The organism is Streptomyces sp. NPDC059900 (assembly GCF_050270335.1).
In the GTDB taxonomy this organism is placed as follows: domain Bacteria; phylum Actinomycetota; class Actinomycetes; order Streptomycetales; family Streptomycetaceae; genus Streptomyces.
The window spans coordinates 1-22,188 of sequence record NZ_JBNNJZ010000068.1; the positions used below are offsets into that span (position 1 = coordinate 1).

Consider the following 22,188-nt stretch of genomic DNA (forward strand, 5'->3'; position numbering starts at 1 on the left):
CCGCGATCCCCACCGCCACAACGCCCGCAACAGCCCACCGGGTCATCCCCCGCAGCCCCATCAGTACGTCCCCTCCCCGGGCGACCCACGCACCGGAACCGTCGGACCATACCCGCCGTCAGGTCCTCAGTGCCGCGTCCACCAGGGAACGCACCTCGTCCTCCGAGAGCCCGAGCTCCAGCGCGTCCGCCACGAACGCCCTTACTCTCTCGCTCAGTTGGGCCCGCGCCTGCGCCACCGCGCCGTCCACGACGATCGCACCGCGCCCCCGCCGGAGTTCGATCAGGCCCTCCTCGCGCAGCCGCTGGTAACCACGCAGCACCGTATGGACGTTGACCCCGAGGGAGTCGGCGAGCATCCGGGCGGCGGGCAGCCGCTCGCCCGGGCGTACGGAGCCGTCGGCGACCGCGCGGCGCGCGCAGGCGGCGATCTGGTCGCCGAGGGGCACCGCCGATGTCGTGTCGATCCGGAACAGCATGGTGTCAGTGCCGCCCGTCCCGGGAGGAGGACTCGCGGTCCACCAGCGTGTTGAGGAGCGCGGCGGCCGTCGCGGAGTCATCGACGGTGACGGCGAAGTCGTTGCCGTTGGCCCGCCGGACGACCAGCGCCTCGCCCGACCGCATGATGACGCCGGAGCGTCCGGGGACGATGCGGTAACCCCAGCCCCCGTAGTCCGCGAAGGCGCTGATCCGGCGGGTGTCCGCACGCTCTATACGGTCGAGCGGCAGCCGGATGCGCGGCCATGGCACCAGCCCCGACGACACCGTGAGCCCGCGCCGGTCCACGGTGACGCAGGCCCGCGCGAAGGCGGCGACCAGAATCCCGGGGACGAACAGGGACAGCGGCGTCACCCAGCCCCCGTCCGTCAGCCACAGGGTGGCGACACCCGCGACGGCCAGCGCGATGCCCGTCCCGCTCAGCAGCCGCGAGCCCGTCTGCCGTACCCACCCGGCGACCTCGTCGCGCCCCAGATCGATGCGGCCGGCCCCGGCCTGCCCGTTCCCGCCGAGCGGCGGACGCCCGTCGGGCAGCGGCACGAGCCGCGCGGTCGCCGCCCCCGCTCCTGCCGCGAGCGCGGCGACCGCGGCCGCGACCGCGAGGTGCCACAGGGGGAACACCGCCGCCTCACCGTCGGCGGTGCCCCGGTTGGCCAGGAGGCTCGCACCCAGCGGCCAGGCCAGGAACGCGGAGGTCGCGTACACGACCGCGAGCAGCCCGCGCAGCCCGCGCCGGTAGGTGGCGAAGTCGCTCCTCAGCGCGAGGAAAGCGCTGATCGCGCCGAGGACGACGAACATCCCCACGAGCATCGCGAGGAACCCGCCGTGCCCGACGAAGCCGTCCGCCTCGCCGTCGGCGCCGAAGTGCCGGGCCAGCCGATCGGGCAGCTGATCACGGACCGTCACGTACACCGTCAGGTCGGCGAGAAGTCCGAGCACGAAGGGCAGTGCGGCGAGCAGGGCGATGCGGGGGCGGCTGGAGCGGCTGGAGCGGCTGGAGCGGCTGGAGCGGCTGGAGCGGCTGGACGAGCGAGCAGGCTGGTTCATGAAAACCTCCATTGTTCGCATCCTAATAGAACAATGGAGAGACAGGGAAGCGGGCGGGTGCACACGGCACCGCCTCTGCGCGTCAGTCGTCCTTTTCGCGCCAGTCGTCGTCGGAGCGGGCCGGTGCGGATTCAGTCTCGGCTACGGCCTCCGCTTCGGCCCCATCTCCGGCTGCTGCGACCACTTCGGCCCCGGCAGCTGCATCGGCTTTGGCCGGCGCCGTACCACCGCGCTCCTCGCGCCTGCCGCGCCTTCTGCGCCGCCCCCGCTTCCCGTGCTTCTCGGGCTCTTCGGCACACGCCTCACACCGCGGGTTACGGCACGGCCCCGGTCCCCACACGGGGACGAACACTCCGAGCGTCTTGCGCCGCTTGACGGCCATGCCGACGGGACGCCCGCAGCTCGCGCACACCGGCTCACTCTGCGGACGGGGTTCTGACCGGGGCCCATCGCTGCCCATGCGTCGAGAATATGGCGGGCGGCGCGGGCCGGAAAGCCCGCTGCCGCCCCGCTGTCAGCGCTTCCGGCGGTACGTCCGTACGACGACGCCGTTCCCGAAGGCCCGGGACGCAGAGGGCGGGCGGGCCGGGCGGCTAGGGCCGGCGGATTGCCTCCCTGTCGAGTTCCCCCGCCACCACCTGTCGCGCGCACTCCGCGAGCCGCAGCCGGTTCGCCCGCGCATGGCCGCGCAGCGCCCCGAAGGCCTCGTCGACCGTGCACTTCCAGCGCTCGGCGAGCACGCCCTTGGCCTGCTCGATGACGACCCGGCTGGTGAGGGCCTGCTGCAACTGGTCGCGCTCCGTCTCGCTGCGTTCCAGGGAGCGGCGCTGGACGATGGCGATCGCGGCGACGTCCGCCAGGGCCTGGGCGAGCGCGACCTCATCGGGGCTCAGTACCTGCGGCTTCGCCTGGAACAGGTTCAGCGTGCCGAGCATCTGATCGCCCTGCCGCAGGGGAAGCACCTGCGTCATCTCGAAGCCCGCCTCCCGGGCGCGCGTCGAGAACTCCGGCCAGAGGGTGGCCGCCTCCAGACCGCCGATGGCGATGTTCGTGTGCGCCGCGCCCGAGCGGTAGCAGTCCAGGCACGGCCCTTGTTCCTGTTGCAGCGCATACAGATCGAGCACCCAGGTGTGCTCGCCGGACGAGGCGACGAGCCGCAACTCGCCCTCGGAGTCCGCCAGCAGGACACCCGCCGCCGAGACGCCGAGCAGTTCCACGCACCGCACGGCCAGGCTCTGCAGGAACGCGGAGACATCGGAAACGCCGCTCAAGGAGTCGGCCACCTCCACGAACGCTTCCGCCAGCCGTCGTTCGCGGGACGTATCGCCGGACACTTCACGGGTCGCTTCGCCGGACACTTCACGAGTCACTTCGCCGGACACTTCACGGGTCGCTTCGCGGGACATTTCGCGGGACATGGGGCTCGCTTCCCCCCTTCGGTGTGTCACGGACAACACAACGGTGCTGCAAGGACTTTACGCGAAACGGCCCGTCTCGCCATCATTTATGACAAAAGGCCGGGGTTCCCGCCACATCGGCCACAGCTGCGGGCCGTCCGGCAGATCGATGGCCTTTCCAGTGAAGTGGAATCCGAGCCGTGTGTACAGCGCGCGGCTGCGGCTGTTGCTCGCCTCCAGATACGCGTGCAGACCCTCCCGGTCGCAGCGTTCGAGCACGGCTTCGATCAGGGCCGAGCCGAGCCCCTCGCCCTGCCGTTCGGGGCTCACGCCGATCATGTGCAGATACTGGTGGGGCCGGTCGGTCGGGTGCGCCTCACCGGTGAGCCTGCCTATCTCCTCGACCCGCGCGTTGTCCGGGTCGACTGCGGCGCGGAGCTGCGCGGGGCCTTCTTCGGCGCCCTCGTCCTCGCCCGCGGGGACGGACCACCACAGCGCGACGGCCGTGCCGTCCTCCGTGACGTCGACGAAGCCCTCGCTCAGGGCGAGGTCGAAGAAGGCTTCCATCAGGGCTCCGTGCCTGCGGCGGCGGTGCTCGTCGCCGGGGAAGACCCAGCTGCTCACCGGATCGTCCTGGAACGCCTCGTCGAGCAAGCGGACCACGTGGGTCCTGTCGCTCTCCCCGGCCCTCCGGATCACTACGCCCACAGCCCGCCCCTTTTGCCCCTCGCCCTGCCCCTGGACCACGCTCAGCGCGTGTGACGCACAACCGCTTACTCCGGTTGCAGCCTAGGCGATCCGGCACCACCACACGGGCGAGCCCCGCACCCTGACCGGATCCCGGCGGGGTGCGGGGCTCGTCTGCGACGCCGCGTTCAGCTCGTCGGTGACGCCGCGTTCAGTACGTACGCCGCGTCACGAACTCCGCGAGGGTGAGCAGGCTGCCGGCCGCCTCCGGGGCCGGCACCGCGCGGGAGAGCTGGTTGAGCGCGCGGGACATCCGGTCGGCGGCGTGCATCAGCGCCCAGTCCTTGCCGCCTGCCGCCTCGACGGCGTGCGCGATGCGCTCAAGGTCGCCGTCGTCCCCGGGGCCGGTCGGCGGACGTCCGTACAGCTCGGCCAGTTCGGCCGCGGCCGGGGTGCCGGAGGCCAGCGCCGCGACCACCGGCAGGGACTTCTTGCGGGACGCGAGGTCGGCGCGGGCGGGCTTTCCCGTGTGCCCGGGGTCGCCCCAGATGCCGATCACGTCGTCGATGAGCTGGAAGGCGAGCCCCGCCTCGCGGCCGAACCCGTCCAGCGCGTCCACCTCGCTGCGCCCCGCGCCCGCGTACAGCGCCCCGAGGGCACAGGCGCAGCCGAGCAGCGCTCCCGTCTTGGCCTCGGCCATGGCGAGGCACTCGTCGAGCGTGACCTCGGCGGGCCCGCGCCGCTCGAAGGTACTGTCCGCCTGCTGGCCCGCGCAGAGCTCCACCACACAGGCCGCGAGCCGCGCCGCCGCCTCGGATGCGCCGGGATGCGGGTCCTCGGCGAGCAGCCGCTGCGCGAGCGCCTGCAACGCGTCACCGGCCAGGATCGCGTCGGATTCGCCGAACACGGCCCATGCGGTGGGCCGGTGCCTGCGGGTGGGATCGCGGTCCATGACGTCGTCGTGCAGCAGGGTGAAGTTGTGGGTCAGCTCCACCGCCGCCGCGGCCCTGACGGCCATGGCCTGCTCCCCGCCGAGCGCCCGCACCGCGGCGAGCACCAGCGCAGGCCTGATCGCCTTGCCCGCGTGTCCGGCCGCCGGTGCGCCGTCCGCGTGTTCCCAGCCGAAGTGATAGCGCACGATGCGGCGCATCGCTCCGGGCAGCGATTCGACCGCCCTGCGCACCTCCGGGTCGACGCCCAGCCGCGCCGCCGTGAGAAGTTCCGCCGCTTCGGACGCTTCGTACCCTCCGTACTGGTCGTGAGTCTCGAAATCCTGGGCGGGCCCCTGTTCTGCGGGGCCTTGCGCCATCTCCGTCATGTCCGTCGTCGTGTCCGTCATGAACTCACCCCGGGGAGGATGCGGACGGTGGCGTTTCCTGGGCCTGTGGGCGCGTACGCAGAGGGTGTACCCGGCAGCGCGCCCACAGACACGGCCTCAACTCCAGCGGCCGATCTCGACGTTCTCCAGAATGCCCAGCGCATCCGGCACGAGGACCGCCGCGGAGTAGTACGTCGACACGAGGTACGACATGATCGCCTGCTCGCTGATGCCCATGAAGCGCACCGACAGGCTCGGCTCGATCTCGTCCGGGATGCCGACCTGGTGCAGGCCCACGACGCCCTGCTCCTCCTCTCCCGTACGCATGCAGATGATCGAGGTGGTGCGGGCCTCACTGACCGGGATCTTGTTGCACGGGAAGATCGGCACCCCGCGCCAAGTGGGGATGCGGCTGCCCGCCATCTCGATGGTCTCCGGCACGAGCCCGCGCTTGTTGAGCTCGCGGCCGAACGCCGAGATCGCCCGCGGGTGCGCCAGGAAGAGCTTCGATCCGCGCCTGCGGCTGAGCAGTTCGTCCATGTCGTCCGGGGTGGGCGCGCCGTCGTGCGGCTGGAGCCGCTGTTCGTACTCGCAGTTGTTGAGGAGTCCGAACTCGCGGTTGTTGATCAGCTCGTGCTCCTGGCGCTCCTTGAGCGCCTCGACCGTCAGCCGCAGCTGCTGCTCGGTCTGGTTCATCGGCTGGTTGTAGAGGTCGGCCACGCGCGTGTGGACGCGCAGGACGGTCTGGGCGACGCTCAGTTCGTACTCGCGGGGTGCCGCTTCGTAGTCGACGTAGGTGCCCGGCAGCACCGCTTCGCCGACGTGTCCCGCGGAGAGGTCGATGGGCGCCTCGCCGAAGTTGTTCGTCCGCTGGGCCGGGATGGCCCGCAGCCGCTGGAGGTGCTCGCGCAGCGAGTCCGCGCGCTCCGCGACCTGCTCCAGGTCCTGGCGGGGCAGCGTGAGCACGGTGCACGCGGTCACCGCGCGCGTCGTGTACTCCCAGATGGCCTCGGAGTCGAGCAGTGCCTGCTCGCCGAAGTACGAGCCGTCGGCGAGGGAGCCGAGGACCGTGTCGTCGCCGTACGGACCGGTGCCGATCTTCTCGACCCTGCCGTGCGCGAGCAGGAACACCTCGTCGGCCCGGCTGCCGAAGGAGGTGATGACGGCGCCGGGGGCGAATTCGCGCTGCTGGCAGCGCCGGGACAGCTCGCCGAGGACCTCGGTGTCCTCGTAATCCCTGAGGACCGGCAGCTCGCCGAGCTCGGCGGGGATGACCTCCACCCGGTCGCCGGTCTTCACGAACGTCACGCGGCCGTCGCCGACGGAGTAACTCAGCCTCCGGTTCACGCGGTACGTACCGCCCTGCACCTGTACCCAGGGCAGTGTCCGCAGGAGCCAGCGGGAGCTGATCTCCTGCATCTGCGGCACGGACTTGGTGGTGGTGGCCAGATTCCGTGCGGCCGATGTGCCCAGGCTCTGCTGCGGCTCGGCCTGCTCCGCACGGACCTCTTCGCCTACCGACATTTGCGATGCCTCCCGCTCAAGCGCTGATCTGCGCCGACAACCCTTCCAGCACGGAACGTGTCGGCGCCATTACACAAATGAGCGGGATTGGATCGTGCGGGAGCGGGGCATCCGCCCGCGACCCCGGGGGAACTCCAAGATCCGCACACCCGTTGAACAAGACACAACGACCGATAACATCTGTACCGATATGCACCATTCCGCACCAATCCGTAGGAGACGGCAATGGCAGGCTTCCTGGATCGCGCCAAGGAACAGGCGCAGCGCGGACTCACCCAGGGCAAGCAGAAGATCGACGAGGTCCAGGCGCAGCGCACGGGCGGCGACCTCCTGAAGAAGCTGGGCGCCGCGTACTACGCCCAGCAGCAGGGCCAGGGCACCCCCCAGGCCACCCAGCAGGCCCTTCAGGCGCTGGAGGCCCACATCGCGGCGAACGGCGACGCGTTCCTGCACAGCGGAGACCACCGCGGCTGACGCAAGCTGACGAGATCGGCTCGCACGGTGCCCGAACAGTCACGGAATATCTCCCAACGGCTGGTCCGGGCACCGTCGGTTCGGGTAAAAGCGGCGTACAAGACGGTGCGCGACCGGCGGCCGTCGTGCTCCGCAAAGGAGACGGCCATGGCCCCACCCATGTCCGCGGGCAAGTTCCTCGATGCCCTCAAGGACGAAGGTGTGACCGTCGTCGAAGTCGGCGACTGGCGTCATCACAACCGCAACCACAAGGGGCCGTGGGGCCCCGTGCACGGCGTCATGATCCACCACACGGTCACGTCCGGCAGCAAGCGGACCGTGGAGATCTGCCGCGACGGGCACCCCTCCCTGCCCGGCCCGCTCTGTCACGGCGTCATCACCAAGGACGGCCGCGTCCACCTCGTCGGGTACGGCCGCGCCAACCACGCGGGCATGGGCGACGACGACGTCCTGCGCGCGGTCATCGCCGAGAAGGCGCTCCCGACGGACAACGAAGCGAACACCGACGGAAACCGCCACTTCTACGGCTTCGAGTGCGAGAACCTCGGCGACGGCGAGGATCCCTGGCCCGAGGTGCAGCTCGACGCGATCGAGCGGGTCTCGGCGGCCATCTGCCGCCATCACGGCTGGACCCAGCGCTCGGTGATCGGCCACCTGGAGTGGCAGCCGGGCAAGGTGGATCCCAAGGGCTTCACCATGAAAACCATGCGGGGGCGCATCGAGGAACGCCTCAAGTAGCCGGACCGCGGCCGTGCCGGCCGGCACGGCGGCGGGCAGAATGGCGGGGTGAGCACCACCCCGCCGACCACCCCGCGCCCGCGGCTCCCGTCCCCGCTCCAGGAGCTCGGGGACGAGCGTTTCACGCGGCACGGGGTCACCCTCACGCTCAAGCGGGACGACCTCATCCACCCGGACCTGCCGGGCAACAAGTACCGCAAGCTGTTCCTGAACCTGGACGCCGCCGTCGCAGCGGGCCACAAGGTCCTGCTGACCTTCGGCGGCGCCTACTCCAACCACCTCAGGGCGACCGCCGCGGCGGGCCGCCTCCTCGGCCTGGACACCATCGGCGTGGTCCGCGGCGACGAACTCGCCGAACGCCCCCTGAACCCGTCGCTGACGCAATGCGCGGCCGACGGAATGCGCCTGCACTTCACCGACCGCTCGACCTACCGCAGGAAGACCGACCCCGGGGTCCTGGCCGCCCTCGTGCGCGCCTCGGGCGCCGACAGTCCCTACGTCATCCCCGAAGGCGGCAGCAATTCCCTGGCCGTACAGGGCTGCACCGCCCTGGGCGAGGAGTTGCGCGGCCGCACCGACCTGGCGGCCGTGGCCTGCGGCACCGGCGGGACCCTGGCCGGACTGGCGGCGGGCCTCGCCCCGGACCAGCGCGCGCTCGGCATACCCGTGCTCAAGGGCGGCTTCCTCGGCCCCGGCATACGGGAGCTGCAACAGCGGGCCCTGGGCGCCCCCACCGCCAACTGGCAGCTGGACGAGCGCTTCCACTTCGGCGGCTACGCCCGCACCACCCCCGAACTCACCGCGTTCGCTGACGACTTCGAGGACCGGCACGGCCTCCCCGTGGAGCGTGTCTACGTGGCCAAGCTCCTGTACGCGCTGACGGCCCTCTCCGAAGAGGGCGCGTTTTCGCCCGGCACCAGGGTCACGGCAGTGATCACCGCCACGGAGCCGGAGCCCGCCGCGGCTCAGTCCTCGACCTCCCGGTAGGCCGCCGCCTCCTCCAGGTCCAGCTTGCGCAGCAGCGTCCGCATCATCTCGTCGTCGATGCGCCGCTCGTCACGCATCGTCACGAACACCTCCCGTTCCGCGGCGATCGCCTCCCTGGCGAGCCTGCGGTAGGTGTCGTCCGCGGACTCCCCCGTCACCGGGTTGGGCTGGCCGAGGCGCTCCCACACGGAGTTGCGGCGCCGCTCGAGGACGGTCCGCAGGCGGTCCTGGAGGGGCTGTGGAAGGCAATTGCGCTCGTCCTCCATGAGTTCGTCCACCCGCCGCTCCGCGGCCTGCGAGGCGGCGTTCTGCGCCTGTGCCTCCGCGAGCGTCTGCGCCTGGGCGTCCCGCCCCGGCAGCTTCAGGACCCGGATGAGCCACGGCAGCGAGAGCCCCTGCACGACCAGCGTGCCGATCACGGTGGTGAAGGTCAGGAACAGCACGAGGTTGCGTGCGGGGAACGGCTCCCCGTCGTCCATGACGAGCGGGATCGAGAAGGCGATCGCCAGCGACACCACCCCGCGCATGCCGGCCCAGCTGACGATCAGCGGCCGCCGCCAGTCCATGTCGCTCTCGCGCTCCTTGATGCGCGCCGACATCATGCGCGGCAGGTAGGTGGCCGGATAGGACCACACGAAGCGCGCCAGGACCACGAAGAAGAAGACCCCCAGGGCGTACCAGGTCACCTGGACGCCGCTGTACTCGCCGAGGCCCTCGACCACGAGCGGCAGCTGGAGGCCGATGAGCGCGAAGACCGCCGACTCCAGGATGAACGCGACCACCTTCCACACGGCGGCCTCCTGGAGCCGTGTCTCGAAGTCGACCTCCCAGGAGCGGTGCCCGAGGAACAGGGCGACGACGACCACGGCGAGCACTCCGGAGGCACCGACCTGCTCGGCGGCCGCGTACGCGACGAAGGGGATCAGCAAGGAGAGGGTGTTCTGGAGCATCGCCTCCTTCATGTGCCGGCGCAGCCAGTGCAGCGGCACCATGAGGATCAGCCCGACACCGACCCCGCCGACCGCGGCCACCAGGAACTCCCTGATCCCGCCCGCCCAGCTCGCTCCCTCGCCGACCGCCGCCGCGAGGGCGACCTTGTAGGCGGTGATCGCGGTCGCGTCGTTCACCAGGGACTCGCCCTGGAGGATCGTGGTGATCCGCGACGGCAGCCCCACCTTCCGCGCGATCGCCGTGGCCGCCACCGCGTCCGGCGGCGCGATCACGGCGCCCAGTACCAGGGCCGCGGTCAGCGGCAGATCGGGGATCAGCAGATACGCGAGCCAGCCGACGGCGAGCGTCGCGAACAGCGTGTACCCGACCGAGAGCAGCGCCACGGGTCTGAGGTTGGCGCGCAGGTCGAGGTACGAGCTCTCCAGGGCCGCGGTGTGCAGCAGGGGCGGCAGGATCAGCGGCAGCACGATGTGCGGGTCCAGGTGGTAGTCCGGGACCCCTGGCACGTAGGCGGCGACGAGCCCGGCCGCCACGAGCAGCAGCGGCGCGGGCACCGGTGTCCAGCGAGCGGCTCCGGCCACCGCGGCACTCGCCGCGATCAGTGCCACCAGGGGCAGTACGTCCATGGGTAAGGCCCTCCGCGATACGCGTTCCCGTCGTAACCTGGCAATCATGAACGAGTGCCCGCATGTGGCGACGCTGCCGCACCCCGAGCCCGCGCCGCTGAGCGACACCTGCCTGGAGTGCCTCGCGGCCGGCAGTCACCCGGTGCAACTGCGGCTCTGCCTGGTCTGCGGGCATGTGGGGTGCTGTGACTCCTCGCCCTTCCGGCACGCGACGGAGCACTTCAAGGACACCGGACACGCGGTCATGAGGACCTTCGAACCGGGCGAGAGCTGGCGTTGGTGCTTCGTGGACGGTTCGATCGTCTGAGGCCTGGGTACGTCAACCCGGCGCCCGTACTCTCCAATTGGGACCGCGAGACCCCTAGCCACTCTCCGTACCCTTAGGCTTACTATGAGTGACAGCAACGGAGCGGGGTCCCCGGGACACGGAACTGGGGAGCGCGGTAGCGTCACCGCAGAACTACGTGGTGCGTTACCCGTGTGACGCAGTCCGGACCGCCGCTGGACGGCGGACCTGGAGCCCCGAAAGTGCTTGTACCACCTTGGAGGTGAGGGTGTCCCAGATCGCAGGCGAGCCCGGGAATCAGGACTTCGTCGAGGTCCGCCTTCCGGCTGCGGGTGCCTACCTGTCGGTGCTGCGTACGGCCACGGCCGGCCTCGCGGCTCGTTTGGACTTCACTCTCGACGAGATCGAGGACCTGCGCATCGCGGTCGACGAGGCCTGCGCGATCCTGCTCCAGCAGGCCGTGCCCGGTTCGGTGCTCAGCTGCGTCTTCAGGCTCGTCGACGACTCGCTGGAGGTGACCGTATCGGCGCCGACCACCGACGGCCGGGCCCCGGAACGGGACACCTTCGCCTGGACAGTGCTGTCCGCCCTCGCGGGTCAGGTCGACTCCTCCGTGGCCGAGGACAACACCGTCTCGATCAGCCTCTACAAGAAGCGCGGCGCGGGACCCGGGCCGGCGTGAGGGACGGGGAGGGGCCGGTGCGGGAGGAAGAGCGCGGCACACGGGATCTGCCCGATGGTCGGGGAGGAACGCCGACGAGGGGGCGCGGGGCTCCGGTGGAGCCGGCCCTCACGGGCATCCCCGAGCAGCAGGCCAGGCCGCACCCGGAGGATCCGGAGCAGCCGGGTCCGCCGACGGTGGCCGACGCGTCGCAGCAGACAGAGCCGACCGCCCCGGAGGAGCGCGCCAAGCCCTCCGCCCGGGGCGGCGCGCAACGGGCGGGATACATGAGCGAACACGGTGAGCGTCAGCACACCCGGCACGATCCGCAGGACCGCAGTGGCGCACGCGCGATGTTCGTCGAGCTGCGCACGCTGGAGGGCGGCAGCCCCGAGTACGCCGAGCTGCGCAACAAGCTGGTCCGCATGCACCTGCCGCTCGTCGAGCACCTGGCCCGCCGCTTCCGCAACCGCGGCGAGCCCCTCGACGACCTCACGCAGGTCGCCACCATCGGCCTGATCAAGTCCGTCGACCGCTTCGACCCGGAGCGCGGCGTGGAGTTCTCCACGTACGCGACGCCCACGGTCGTCGGCGAGATCAAGCGGCACTTCCGCGACAAGGGGTGGGCGGTCAGAGTGCCGCGGCGCCTCCAGGAGCTCAGGCTCGCCCTGACCACGGCGACCGCCGAGCTCTCCCAGCTGCACGGCCGCTCTCCCACGGTGCACGAGCTCGCGGAGAAGCTGGCCATCTCCGAAGAGGAGGTCCTGGAGGGCCTGGAGTCCGCCAACGCCTACTCCACGCTGTCCCTGGACGTCCCGGACACGGACGACGAGTCCCCGGCGGTAGCGGACACCCTGGGCGCGGAGGACGAGGCCCTGGAGGGCGTCGAGTACCGGGAATCCCTCAAACCGCTCCTGGAAGACCTTCCACCACGCGAGAAGCGCATCCTGCTGCTGCGGTTCTTCGGCAACATGACGCAGTCGCAGATCGCACAGGAAGTCGGCATCTCCCAGATGCACGTCTCCCGGCTCCTCGCCCGCACACTCGCGCAGCTGCGCGAGAAGCTCCTCGTCGAGGAGTGACGAAGGAGCAGGCCGCCCCTCCGGGCCTGCTCCTTCGGGACGTCTCGTGCGGGACGGCTACTTCACGTCGTCCTGTGCGTTGCCAGGGCCCCGGATGCCCAGGGCCTCGGTCGTGGCCGGATTGACCAGCAGGACGAGCGCGGCGACCGCGACGGCGGCGAGCGCGATACCCGCCGGGATGGCCATGCTGTCGGCCTGGAGCAGCTGCCAGGCCACCGGAAGCGCCATGATCTGCGTGATGATCGCGGGACCCCGGCTCCAGCCGCGGCGCAGCAGGAGGCCGCGGGCGGCGAGCAGGGGAAGCAGCGCGAGGACGATCAGCGTGACGCCGCCCGTCGTGGCCTGTTCCGGGTTGTCGGGGTCACCCGCGAGGCCCATGACGAGCATGTAGACACCGGCGGCGATGAGTGCGACGCCCTCCAGCGCGGCAAGGGCCGCCGCGGCGGTCAGACGGCCGGGGCGCGGGCCTGCTGCGGGGGCTTCGGGGGTGGGGTTCCGCTGGGTACTCACCCTTGCAGGGTAGCCGTGCGGGTCCGTGGTCCGGCCCCCGGTCCGACCCCTCGGTCTAGGCCGGTTCAGGACAGCTAGGTACCCTGCTTCGCATGCGTGCACTTCTTGTGGTCAACCCGGCGGCAACCACCACCAGCGCGCGCACGCGTGACGTACTGATCCACGCGCTGGCGAGCGAGATGAAACTCGAGGCGGTCACCACGGAGTACCGCGGCCACGCCAGAGACCTCGGCAGACAGGCCGCGGAGAGCAAGGACATCGAGCTCGTCGTCGCCCTCGGCGGGGACGGCACGGTCAACGAGGTCGTGAACGGCCTGCTGCACAACGGGCCCGACCCGGAGCGGCTGCCCCGCCTGGCCGTCGTCCCCGGCGGCTCCACCAATGTCTTCGCCCGCGCCCTGGGTCTGCCCAACGACGCCGTGGAGGCGACCGGCGCGCTGCTCGACGCCCTGCGTGAGGGAAGCGAACGCACGGTGAGCCTGGGCCAGGTGTCCGGAACGCCGGGCACGGAGGACGAAGCCGTCCCCGCGCGCTGGTTCACCTTCGCCGCGGGATTCGGTTTCGACGCCGGAGTGGTGGGACGGGTCGAACAACAGAGGGAGCGCGGGAAGCGGTCCACCCATGCGCTGTATTTGCGCCAGGTGTTCCGTCAGTTCCTCGACGAGCCGCACCGCAGGCACGGAATGATCACGCTGGAACGGGCCGGCGAGGACCCGGTGACCGACCTCGTGCTCTCCATAGTCTGCAACACCTCTCCCTACACCTACCTGGGCAATCGCCCGATGTACGCGTCCCCGCAGGCCTCCTTCGACACCGGCCTCGACGTGCTCGGTCTGAGCAAGCTCTCCACCGGTGCGGTCGCCCGGTACGGGACCCAGCTGCTGACCTCGACGCCCGATCGGGGACCCCACGGCAAGCACGCGGTTACGCTCCATGACCTCACGGACTTCACCTTGCATTCGAAGGTACCCCTGCCCCTTCAGATGGACGGCGACCACCTGGGACTGCGCACGAGCGTGACGTTCACAGGCGTACGCCGTGCACTGCGTGTGATTGTGTGAGTAGAAGGGCCCAAAGTCCTTTCACTCGAACGTTTAGGCCAGGCTCCACCCCATGGAAGTACGGCTGTGACCCAGTCGACACTGAGGAATCAAAAAAAACTTCCCGGAAGGGGTTGTATCCGCCGCCGAGGTTTGCGAATCTCTACATGGCGATCGGGACGGCCCGCAACATCGGCCCCACAGAGAGCCAGAACCCCCTCCTCAACACATAGGACATCGTCGCGTATGTGACGAAAGTCCCTTCCGTCGTCGAGGGATTCGTGAAAGCGTTCACATTCACAAGCAAGCTTGTACGTAATACCAAGGAGAGGTAGCAGCCATGGACTGGCGTCACAACGCCGTTTGCCGCGAGGAAGACCCCGAGCTCTTCTTCCCCATCGGCAACACCGGTCCTGCGCTGCTGCAGATCGAGGAAGCCAAGGCCGTCTGCCGCCGCTGCCCCGTCATGGAGCAGTGCCTGCAGTGGGCGCTCGAGTCCGGCCAGGACTCCGGCGTCTGGGGTGGCCTCAGCGAGGACGAGCGCCGCGCAATGAAGCGCCGCGCCGCTCGCAACCGTGCACGCCAGGCCAGCGCCTGACGTTCACGCCCCCCACGGACCTGAGCTTGGCGGCGCGTACAGCGAGTACGCATCTCCCGCCCCCGAGCCGCAGCCGCGCAGTACCCCCGATGCGCAACGCAACGTGAGCAGTGAGCCCCGGACCACTTCGGTCCGGGGCTCACTGCTTTGCGTATGCGTGTTCCGTACGTGAGTTCCGTACGCGAGTTCCGTACGTGAGTGCGCTACTTGTCGCCTCGCACCGGGATGTCCAGGACGACCTGCGTGCCGCGCTCGGGGGCCCGCACCATGTCGAACGTCCCGCCCATCTCGCCCTCCACCAGGGTGCGCACGATCTGCAGGCCGAGGTTGCCCGAGCGGTGCGGGTCGAAGCCGTCGGGCAGACCGACGCCGTCGTCCTGGACGGTGATGAGCAGCCGCCCGTCCTTGCTGGTGCCGCCGCGTACGGCGGAGACCTCGACCGTGCCGGTGTCGCCCTCCTGGAAGCCGTGCTCCAGGGCGTTCTGCAGAACCTCCGTGAGGACCATCGACAGCGGGGTCGCCACCTCGGCGTCCAGGATGCCGAAGCGTCCGGTGCGCCGGCCGGTTACCTTGCCGGGCGAGATCTCGGCGACCATCGCGAGGACGCGGTCGGCGATCTCGTCGAACTCCACGCGCTCGTCCAGGTTCTGGGACAGCGTTTCGTGCACGATCGCGATCGATCCCACGCGGCGTACGGCCTCTTCGAGTGCCTCGCGGCCGGCGGCGGAGTCGATGCGGCGCGCCTGGAGGCGAAGGAGCGCGGCCACCGTCTGGAGGTTGTTCTTCACCCGGTGGTGGATCTCCCGGATGGTCGCGTCCTTGGTGATCAACTCCCGCTCGCGTCGGCGCAGTTCCGTGACGTCGCGCAGGAGTACGAGCGAACCGATGCGCGGGCCCTTGGGCTTGAGCGGGATCGCGCGGAGCTGGATCACGCCGTCGCCGCCCTCGATCTCGAACTCGCGGGGCGCCCAGCCGCTGGCGACCTTGGCGAGCGCCTCGTCCACCGGGCCGCGGGACGGCGCGAGTTCGGCGGTCGCCGTGCCGAGGTGGTGGCCGACCAGATCGGCGGCGAGGCCGAGGCGGTGGTACGCGGAGAGGGCGTTGGGCGAGGCGTACTGGACGATGCCGTCGGCGTCCAGGCGCAGCAGTCCGTCGCCCACGCGCGGCGAGGCGTCCATGTCGACCTGCTGGCCGGGGAACGGGAAGGACCCGGCGGCGATCATCTGGGCCAGGTCGGACGCCGACTGGAGGTAGGTCAGCTCCAGGCGCGAGGGGGTGCGCACCGTGAGCAGGTTCGTGTTGCGGGCGATGACGCCCAGGACGCGCCCTTCCCTGCGTACGGGAATGGACTCGACCCGCACCGGGACCTCCTCGCGCCACTCCGGGTCGCCCTCGCGCACGATGCGGCCCTCGTCAAGGGCGGCGTCGAGCAGCGGGCGGCGGCCGCGCGGGACGAGGTGACCGACCATGTCGTCCTGGTAGGAGGTGGGGCCGGTGTTGGGCCGCATCTGCGCCACGGAGACATAGCGGGTGCCGTCGAGGGTGGGGACCCACAGCACGAGGTCGGCGAAGGAGAGGTCGGAGAGCAATTGCCACTCCGAGACCAGCAGGTGCAGCCACTCGAGATCGGAGTCACCGAGAGCGGTGTGCTGGCGTACGAGATCGTTCATGGAGGGCACGTGTGCGAGCGTACCTGGCAGGTCCCGCGGGTCCGCTCCGGGAGATTTCCGACGAGCCGCGGCGCCAGGGCGGGACCCTCAACCCACCCACGGCACCGCAGCCCTTCAGGAACACCGACCACCGGAATGTGCGGTACCGACGGCCGATCGGAGGATCCGACACGGTCAGGGCAGAGAGTGCCGGTTCCTCGGTCCGCCCTCCTGTGCGGGAAGGACGGATGCTTTACCACCGCATTGTGGACTAGACCATTCACCTGTGTCTACGCGTTGGCAGATGTTTGTTGTTGTCTCTTTCTCTCCGGGCGCGGCCGGGCCAGCTCTGCTAGATTGGTCTATACCACATTGACCCCCGTGAGTCCCCTCTCCAGATCGGCAGGCCCAGCGTGGAAGTTGTCATCGTCCCGGACGCCAAGGCAGGCGGCGAGCTCATCGCGGAGGCCATGGCCGCCCTGGTGCGCCGCAAGCCTGACGCCCTGCTCGGTGTCGCCACCGGATCCACCCCGCTGCCCATCTACGAAGCCCTGGCCGCCAAGGTCGGCTCCGGTGCCGTGGACGCCTCGCGCGCGCGGATCTGCCAGCTCGACGAGTACGTGGGGCTGCCCCCGGGGCACCCCGAGTCCTATCGCTCCGTCGTGCTGCGCGAGGTCGTCGAGCCGCTCGGGCTCGGCGAGAAGTCCTTCATGGGACCCGACGGCAGCGCGAAGGACGTCCAGGCGGCCTGTGAGGCGTACGACAAGGCGCTCGCGGAGGCCGGGGGCGTGGATCTCCAGCTCCTGGGGATCGGCACCGACGGGCACATCGGCTTCAACGAACCGTGCTCCTCGCTCGCCTCGCGTACGCGGATCAAGACGCTGACGGAGCAGACCCGGGTGGACAACGCGCGGTTCTTCGACGGGGACATCGAGCAGGTCCCGCACCACGTGATCACCCAGGGGATCGGGACGATCCTCGAAGCCCGGCATCTGGTGCTGCTCGCCACGGGCGAGGGCAAGGCGGACGCGGTGGCCGCGACGGTGGAGGGGCCTGTCGCCGCGGTGGTTCCGGCGTCGGCGCTTCAGTTGCATCCGCATGCGACGGTCGTCGTGGACGAGGCGGCTGCCTCAAAGCTGAAGCTCGGGGAGTACTTCCGGGCGACGTATGCGGCTAAGCCTGATTGGCAGGGGCTGTAGGCGGGGTCCGCTTCACGGAAGATGCCGGGTGCCCCCTTGCTGGGGGCACCCGGCATCTTGCTGTTTGTTGCTCGTGTGCGGGCCGGTGGGTGGTCTGTGCCCACCCGTTCCGCCCTTGCGGAACGCCTGCCCACAGACGTGACTACCGGGTAGTAATGACCTCTGCCGCAGCCAGGCCGCACACCCTTGCCGCGCCGTGCGTGGCGATGTGGAGGGAGCCCGTCGGGGGTGACTGGGGGACGCCCATTTCGACCACGATCGTGTCGGGGCGGGCGGACAGGAGGGTGTTCAGGGACTCTGCCATCCACGCGTGCCGGTGGGCGTCGCGGACGACCGCCACGATCCGCCGCTCCCCCGCCTCGGCGAGGGCCAGCGCACCGGCGTCGGCACCCGTGAAGCTGCCCGTCTGCGTGCCGGGGAGCAGGCGCGCCAGCTCCGCGGCCACGCCCCACGGGGTCTCGTCGCCCACCGCGATGTTGGCCATCGGGGTGAAGGCGGCGACGAACGGAGCCTCGGTGAGCGGAGCCGCGTAGGACTCACCCCGGGTGACCGTCAGGGCGCGGCGGGCCGCGACCAGGCCGATCTCGGTGCCGGGCGCGCCCCCCGAACGATCGGCCGCGCCCGACACCGAAGTCCAGTGGGCAAGGGCCCGTACGCGCGTGGCCGCGTCGGCGAGGCGCTCCTCGGAGAGCTCGCCCGAGCGGACGGCCCCGACCAGGGCGTCACGCAGCCGCAGGACCGTGTCGTCGTCCGCGAGGCCGCCGCCCACGCAGATCGCGTCGGCGCCCGCGGCGATCGCGAGGACGCTGCCGCGCTCGATGCCGTAGGTGGCGGCGATGGCCTGCATCTCCATGCCGTCCGTGACGATCAGGCCGTCGTAGTTCAGCTCCTCGCGCAGGACGCCCGTCAGGATGCGGCGCGAGAGGGTCGCCGGGTACTCCGCGTCCAGGGACGGGACGAGGATGTGCGCGCTCATCACCGCACGCGAGCCGGCGGCGATCGCGGCCCGGAACGGCGCGAGGTCACGCGCCCGGAGCACCTCGGGGTCGACCCCGATGCGCGGCACGTCGTGGTGCGAGTCGACCGCGGTGTCGCCGTGCCCCGGGAAGTGCTTGGTGCAGGCGGCGACGCCCGCGGACTGCAACCCCTCCACGTACGCGGCGGTGTGCCGGGCCACCAGGAGCGGGTCCGAGCCGAAGGACCGTACGCCGATGACGGGATTGTCCGGGTTGGAGTTGACGTCGGCGGACGGCGCCCAGTTGAGATTGACGCCGCACGAGGCGAGCCGGCGGCCCAGCTCCGCGGCCACGTCCCGGGTGAGCTGCGTGTCGTCGACCGCGCCGAGCGCGTGGTTGCCGGGGAAGGAGGAGCCGGAGCGGACCTCCAGGCGGGTCACGTCACCGCCTTCCTCGTCGATGGCGACCAGGACGTCGTCGCGCTCGGCACGCAGCTGGGCCGTCAGGGCGGCGAGCTGTTCGGGCGAGGCGATGTTGCGGCCGAACAGGCCGACCGATGCGAGGCCTTCGCCGATCCTGCGCAGCAGCCACTCGGGCGCGCTGGTACCGACGAAGCCGGGCTGCAGGACGGTCAGGGCGTCGCGGGTCAGGGTGTCGGTGGGGCTGGTGAGTGTCGTCATATGGCGGTTATCCCTTCACGGCACCGTCGGTCAGACCGCTGACGGCCCTGCGCTGCAGGAAGACGAAGAGGACGAAGATCGGGATGGCGAAGAGCGAGGCGGCGGCCATCGTGGCGCCCCAGTCGTCGCCGAAGGCGGTCTGGAAGCCGGACAGCCACACCGGAAGCGTCTTGGCCTCCGCCTCCTTGTTGAGGACAAGGACGAGCGGGAATTCGTTCCAGGCGGTGATGAATCCGAAGAGCGAGGTGGACATCAGGCCCGGCGCGAGCAGCGGCAGGATCACCCGGCGGAACGCCTGCATCCGGGAACAGCCGTCGACCATCGCCGACTCCTCCAGCTCGCGCGGCACCGCGGCGACGAAGCCGCGCAGCGTCAGGAGCGTGAAGGGCAGGATCATCACCATGTAGAAGAGGGTGAGGGGGATCAGGCTGTTCAGCATGTCGGCGTCGCGCACGATGATGTAGATCGCGATGACCATGACTTCCCAGGGCGCCATCTGGGCCAGCATGAAGCCGATGATGAAGCCCCTGCGGCCCTTGAAGCGCATCCGGGCGAGCGCGAACGCCGAGGCCAGGCCGATGATCAGCGAGAAGAGCACGGCGAGCAGCGTGACGGTGAGGGAGTTGCCGACCATCGTCCAGAAGTGGTCGGCGTTCACGGCCGTCTTGAAGTGCTCGAACGTCACGTCGGTCGGGATCCACACCGGGTCCTCGCTGATGATGTCGCCGGTCGGCTTGAAGGCCGTGGCGAACATCCAGTAGACCGGGAAGACGAGGCCGGCGAAGAGAACGACGGCTACGGCGTTGGGCCAGAAGCGGCGCCAGTTCGACGACCGCCGCGACGATGCGGTGCTGTTCACAGCTCGTCCTCCTCTTGCTTGAGCACGATCCGCAGGTAGAAGGCGGTCAGGGCCAGCAGGATGACGATGGTGAGCAGCGCGATCGCGGCACCCATGCCGAAGTGCTGGTTGCCCATGCCCTCGATGTAGGCGTAGACGGGAAGGATCTCGGTGAGCCGGTCGGGGCCGCCCTCGTTGAGCGCCATGACCTGCGCGAACGCCTTGAAGACCCAGATGATCTCCAGGAACGTCGTCGCGTAGAGGAAGGGCCGCAGGTAGGGCAGCGTGACGTTCGTGAAGCCCTTCCAGGCTCCGGCGCCGTCCAGCGACGCGGCCTCGTAGAGCTCCTTGGGGATCACCGTGGTCGCGGCGTACAGGTTGATCGCCACGAAGGGGATCGACATCCAGACGATCAGGGTGATGACCACGAAGAACGTGGAGTACTGGCTGCCCATCCAGTCGTAGTCGGCCATCGAGTGCCAGCCGGCCTTGTCGAGGACCCAGTTGACGACGCCGAAGCGCTGGGCGAACAGCCACTGGTAGACGGTCGTCGCCGCGATGACCGGCATGGCCCAGGCGAGCACGAGACCGACCAGAAGGAACGTCCGCATCCGCTTGCCGAGCCGTGCGAGCAGCAGGCCTATCAGGGTGCCGAACAGCATGATCAGTGCGACGTTGACCGCGGTGAACGCGATCGAGCGTCCCGTGACCCGCCAGAAGTCCTCGCCGCTGAGGACCTCCTTGAAGTTGTCGATCCCGTTCCACTCCGTGAGGTGGAGGATGAACTGCCTCATGTTGAGGTTCTGGAACGACAGGATCCCGTTGTTGACCAGCGGCCAGCCGAGGAACAGCAGGGTGGCCGCGATCGCGGGAAGCAGCAGCAAGTAGGGCGCGAACGACCGGGCCCCCGTGCGGGGCTTACCCGGATCCGCCGGCCGACTGTCCGATTTCAGATCCTCCGTCGGGCCGGAGGGCGGCCGTTCGGTCTGCACGGTCATGCTTCGCCATCTCTTTCGTGGGCATCGCGGAACGCAGCGCTGAGCCGGGGCAGCGGGCCCGGGGGCGGATGACACCCCGGGCCCGAAGTCCCCGGCGAAAGCGCGTCCTTACTGCTTCTGCGACAGGCGCTTGTTGAGCTCGCCCTCGACCTGCTTGGCGGCTTCGTCGTTGGACTTACCGTTCAGCACCGCGGTCATGTAGTTCTTGATCGGGTTCGGCGGGTTCTCCACCGCGGCCCACTCCGGGATCAGCGGGGTGGTGCCGCCGCCGGCCGTGGCGGGCGCGGCTGCCTCGGCGGCCGCGTTGCCCTTGAGGTTGGACTCCAGGGCCTGCTTGTTCGGGATGACGCCGCTTTCCTTGGCGAGCGCGCCCTCGTACTTGTCCGACAGCGCGATCTTCAGGAACTCCTTGGCGAGCTCCTGCTTCTTGCTGGTCGCGGCGACGGCGAGGTTCGAGCCGCCGAGGAAGACGCCCTCGGGCTTGGCGGCGGTGGCGCCGGGGATCGTGAAGTAGCCGATGTCCTTCTCGATCTTCGGGTTGGCCTTGATCGCGGTCGCGGCCTCCCAGCTCATGCCGATGAAGGCGCCGGTCTTGCCCTTGGCGAAGACCTCGGCCTGCTGCGGGGTGGCCTCGTCCTTGTTCTTGGGGGCCTTGGAGAGGTCCGCGAACTGCTTGTACGTCTTCATGGCCTTGGCGACCTTGGGGTCGGTCAGGTTGGAGACGTACTTGTCGCCGTCCTTCTTGACGAGCTCGGCGCCCTCACCGATGGTCAGGCCGACGAAGTGGTACCAGTTCTGGCCCGGCAGGTAGATCGGCTCGGCCTCGGTCTTGGAGCCGATCGTCTTGAGGTCCTTGAGGAACTCGGCGCGGGTCTTGGGGGTCTCCTTGATGCCGGCGTCGGCCCAGACCTTCTTGTTGTAGATCACGACGCGGTTCAGGACGAACCACGGGGCGGCGTACTGCTTGCCGTCCACGACCGAGGAGGTGTTGATCGACTCGGTCCAGTCGGCGCCGAGCCCCTTCTTCAGGTCGCTGAGGTCGGCGAGGCCGCCGGTCTTGGCGTACGCGGCGGTCTGGGTGTTGCCGATCTCGAAGACGTCCGGCGGGTTCTCCTCGGAGAGGGCGGTGGTCAGCTTCTGCTGGATGCCGTTCCACTGCTGGACTTCGAGCTTCAGCTTGGCGCCGGTCTTCTTCTCGAAGGCGGCCTTGACGTCCTTGGTCCAGCCGTCGGGCGTGGAGCCGTCCATCGCCCAGAGCGTCAGGGTCTCCCCCTTGAAGCCGTCTGCCCCGGTCTTCGCGTCGTCCTTGTCGTCGCTGCCACAGGCCGCGATCGAGACCAACATGCCCGCGACACCGATGGCCGCAATGAGCTTGCGCTTCACGTCACCCTCCTCAAGGGATGCGCCAGTCAACCCCCCACCCGCAGCGACCAAATGGACCGAGA

At 69.9% G+C, this 22,188-nt stretch carries 22 protein-coding genes; 9 read left to right on the forward strand and 13 right to left on the reverse strand.

Features of this window, described 5'->3' with window-relative positions; genetic code table 11:
• Positions 1-118: 118 nt before the first annotated feature.
• The 6 genes from ACQKIP_RS13095 to ACQKIP_RS13120 form a co-directional block, all read right to left on the reverse strand.
• Positions 119-478 (reverse strand): GntR family transcriptional regulator, encoded by a 360-nt coding sequence (locus tag ACQKIP_RS13095; RefSeq protein ID WP_365860571.1) that lies wholly within the window; start codon positions 476-478, stop codon positions 119-121.
• Positions 479-482: 4 nt separating this feature from the next.
• A complete protein-coding gene (locus tag ACQKIP_RS13100; protein WP_365860570.1) occupies positions 483-1,544 on the reverse strand; it encodes a DUF1648 domain-containing protein in 1,062 nt (353 codons plus the stop codon).
• A 593-nt stretch (positions 1,545-2,137) separates the two neighbouring features.
• Positions 2,138-2,815: a GAF and ANTAR domain-containing protein gene (locus ACQKIP_RS13105; RefSeq protein ID WP_365860569.1), complete on the reverse strand. Its 678-nt coding sequence runs from the start codon at positions 2,813-2,815 to the stop codon at positions 2,138-2,140.
• A 204-nt stretch (positions 2,816-3,019) separates the two neighbouring features.
• On the reverse strand, positions 3,020-3,649 hold the full coding sequence (locus tag ACQKIP_RS13110) for a GNAT family N-acetyltransferase (protein ID WP_365860568.1): 630 nt from the start codon (positions 3,647-3,649) through the stop codon (positions 3,020-3,022).
• Between the two features lie 190 nt (positions 3,650-3,839).
• Positions 3,840-4,967: a family 2 encapsulin nanocompartment cargo protein polyprenyl transferase gene (locus ACQKIP_RS13115; protein ID WP_365860567.1), complete on the reverse strand. Its 1,128-nt coding sequence runs from the start codon at positions 4,965-4,967 to the stop codon at positions 3,840-3,842.
• Between the two features lie 96 nt (positions 4,968-5,063).
• Positions 5,064-6,470 carry a family 2B encapsulin nanocompartment shell protein gene (locus tag ACQKIP_RS13120; protein ID WP_365860566.1) on the reverse strand — a complete coding sequence of 469 codons (1,407 nt, stop codon included), beginning with the start codon at positions 6,468-6,470 and terminating at the stop codon, positions 5,064-5,066.
• 225 nt (positions 6,471-6,695) lie between these two features.
• Between ACQKIP_RS13120 and ACQKIP_RS13125 the strand changes: the two genes are divergently transcribed.
• From ACQKIP_RS13125 to ACQKIP_RS13135, 3 genes are all read left to right on the forward strand, one after another.
• A complete protein-coding gene (locus tag ACQKIP_RS13125; protein ID WP_365860565.1) occupies positions 6,696-6,944 on the forward strand; it encodes a hypothetical protein in 249 nt (82 codons plus the stop codon).
• Positions 6,945-7,091: 147 nt separating this feature from the next.
• A complete protein-coding gene (locus tag ACQKIP_RS13130) occupies positions 7,092-7,682 on the forward strand; it encodes an N-acetylmuramoyl-L-alanine amidase (RefSeq protein ID WP_365860564.1) in 591 nt (196 codons plus the stop codon).
• Between the two features lie 48 nt (positions 7,683-7,730).
• The gene (locus ACQKIP_RS13135; protein WP_365860563.1) at positions 7,731-8,669 is read left to right on the forward strand and encodes a 1-aminocyclopropane-1-carboxylate deaminase/D-cysteine desulfhydrase; all 939 of its coding nucleotides are present in this window, start codon (positions 7,731-7,733) and stop codon (positions 8,667-8,669) included.
• Here the strand turns inward: ACQKIP_RS13135 and ACQKIP_RS13140 are convergent.
• A complete protein-coding gene (locus ACQKIP_RS13140; RefSeq protein ID WP_365860562.1) occupies positions 8,648-10,246 on the reverse strand; it encodes a Na+/H+ antiporter in 1,599 nt (532 codons plus the stop codon). The genes ACQKIP_RS13135 and ACQKIP_RS13140 overlap by 22 nt on opposite strands.
• Positions 10,247-10,292: 46 nt before the next feature.
• Between ACQKIP_RS13140 and ACQKIP_RS13145 the strand changes: the two genes are divergently transcribed.
• The 3 genes from ACQKIP_RS13145 to ACQKIP_RS13155 all read left to right on the forward strand — a co-directional run bounded on the left by ACQKIP_RS13145 (position 10,293) and on the right by ACQKIP_RS13155 (position 12,275).
• The gene (locus ACQKIP_RS13145; protein WP_365860561.1) at positions 10,293-10,553 is read left to right on the forward strand and encodes a UBP-type zinc finger domain-containing protein; all 261 of its coding nucleotides are present in this window, start codon (positions 10,293-10,295) and stop codon (positions 10,551-10,553) included.
• Positions 10,554-10,800: 247 nt separating this feature from the next.
• Positions 10,801-11,214: an anti-sigma regulatory factor gene (locus tag ACQKIP_RS13150; protein ID WP_135332116.1), complete on the forward strand. Its 414-nt coding sequence runs from the start codon at positions 10,801-10,803 to the stop codon at positions 11,212-11,214.
• Positions 11,211-12,275: an RNA polymerase sigma factor SigF gene (locus ACQKIP_RS13155; RefSeq protein ID WP_365860560.1), complete on the forward strand. Its 1,065-nt coding sequence runs from the start codon at positions 11,211-11,213 to the stop codon at positions 12,273-12,275. The genes ACQKIP_RS13150 and ACQKIP_RS13155 overlap by 4 nt, the downstream gene beginning before the upstream one ends.
• A gap of 57 nt (positions 12,276-12,332) precedes the next feature.
• On the opposite strand, the gene ACQKIP_RS13160 is transcribed toward ACQKIP_RS13155, so the two are convergent.
• A complete protein-coding gene (locus ACQKIP_RS13160) occupies positions 12,333-12,785 on the reverse strand; it encodes a hypothetical protein (protein WP_365860559.1) in 453 nt (150 codons plus the stop codon).
• 92 nt (positions 12,786-12,877) lie between these two features.
• Here ACQKIP_RS13160 and ACQKIP_RS13165 point away from each other — a divergent pair, with 92 nt between their 5' ends.
• Together ACQKIP_RS13165 and ACQKIP_RS13170 are read left to right on the forward strand one after the other, a co-directional pair.
• Positions 12,878-13,846 (forward strand): diacylglycerol/lipid kinase family protein, encoded by a 969-nt coding sequence (locus ACQKIP_RS13165; protein WP_365860558.1) that lies wholly within the window; start codon positions 12,878-12,880, stop codon positions 13,844-13,846.
• A gap of 319 nt (positions 13,847-14,165) precedes the next feature.
• Positions 14,166-14,423 carry a WhiB family transcriptional regulator gene (locus ACQKIP_RS13170; RefSeq protein ID WP_016639615.1) on the forward strand — a complete coding sequence of 86 codons (258 nt, stop codon included), beginning with the start codon at positions 14,166-14,168 and terminating at the stop codon, positions 14,421-14,423.
• A gap of 203 nt (positions 14,424-14,626) precedes the next feature.
• Here the strand turns inward: ACQKIP_RS13170 and ACQKIP_RS13175 are convergent, their stop codons facing one another.
• Positions 14,627-16,093: a sensor histidine kinase gene (locus ACQKIP_RS13175; protein ID WP_365860772.1), complete on the reverse strand. Its 1,467-nt coding sequence runs from the start codon at positions 16,091-16,093 to the stop codon at positions 14,627-14,629.
• Positions 16,094-16,485: 392 nt separating this feature from the next.
• On the opposite strand from ACQKIP_RS13175, the gene nagB reads away from it, so the two are divergent.
• Positions 16,486-17,271, forward strand: a complete 786-nt coding sequence (gene nagB / locus ACQKIP_RS13180; RefSeq protein WP_365860557.1) for a glucosamine-6-phosphate deaminase — start codon at positions 16,486-16,488, stop codon at positions 17,269-17,271.
• A 142-nt stretch (positions 17,272-17,413) separates the two neighbouring features.
• On the opposite strand, the gene ACQKIP_RS13185 is transcribed toward nagB, so the two are convergent.
• The 4 genes from ACQKIP_RS13185 to ACQKIP_RS13200 form a co-directional block, all read right to left on the reverse strand.
• The gene (locus ACQKIP_RS13185; RefSeq protein WP_365860556.1) at positions 17,414-18,907 is read right to left on the reverse strand and encodes a glycoside hydrolase family 3 protein; all 1,494 of its coding nucleotides are present in this window, start codon (positions 18,905-18,907) and stop codon (positions 17,414-17,416) included.
• 7 nt (positions 18,908-18,914) lie between these two features.
• A complete protein-coding gene (locus ACQKIP_RS13190; RefSeq protein WP_427743015.1) occupies positions 18,915-19,766 on the reverse strand; it encodes a carbohydrate ABC transporter permease in 852 nt (283 codons plus the stop codon).
• The gene (locus ACQKIP_RS13195) at positions 19,763-20,743 is read right to left on the reverse strand and encodes a carbohydrate ABC transporter permease (protein ID WP_365860555.1); all 981 of its coding nucleotides are present in this window, start codon (positions 20,741-20,743) and stop codon (positions 19,763-19,765) included. Before ACQKIP_RS13195 ends, ACQKIP_RS13190 begins: the two co-directional genes overlap by 4 nt.
• A gap of 108 nt (positions 20,744-20,851) precedes the next feature.
• Positions 20,852-22,126 (reverse strand): extracellular solute-binding protein, encoded by a 1,275-nt coding sequence (locus ACQKIP_RS13200; RefSeq protein WP_365860554.1) that lies wholly within the window; start codon positions 22,124-22,126, stop codon positions 20,852-20,854.
• Positions 22,127-22,188 lie beyond the last annotated feature (62 nt).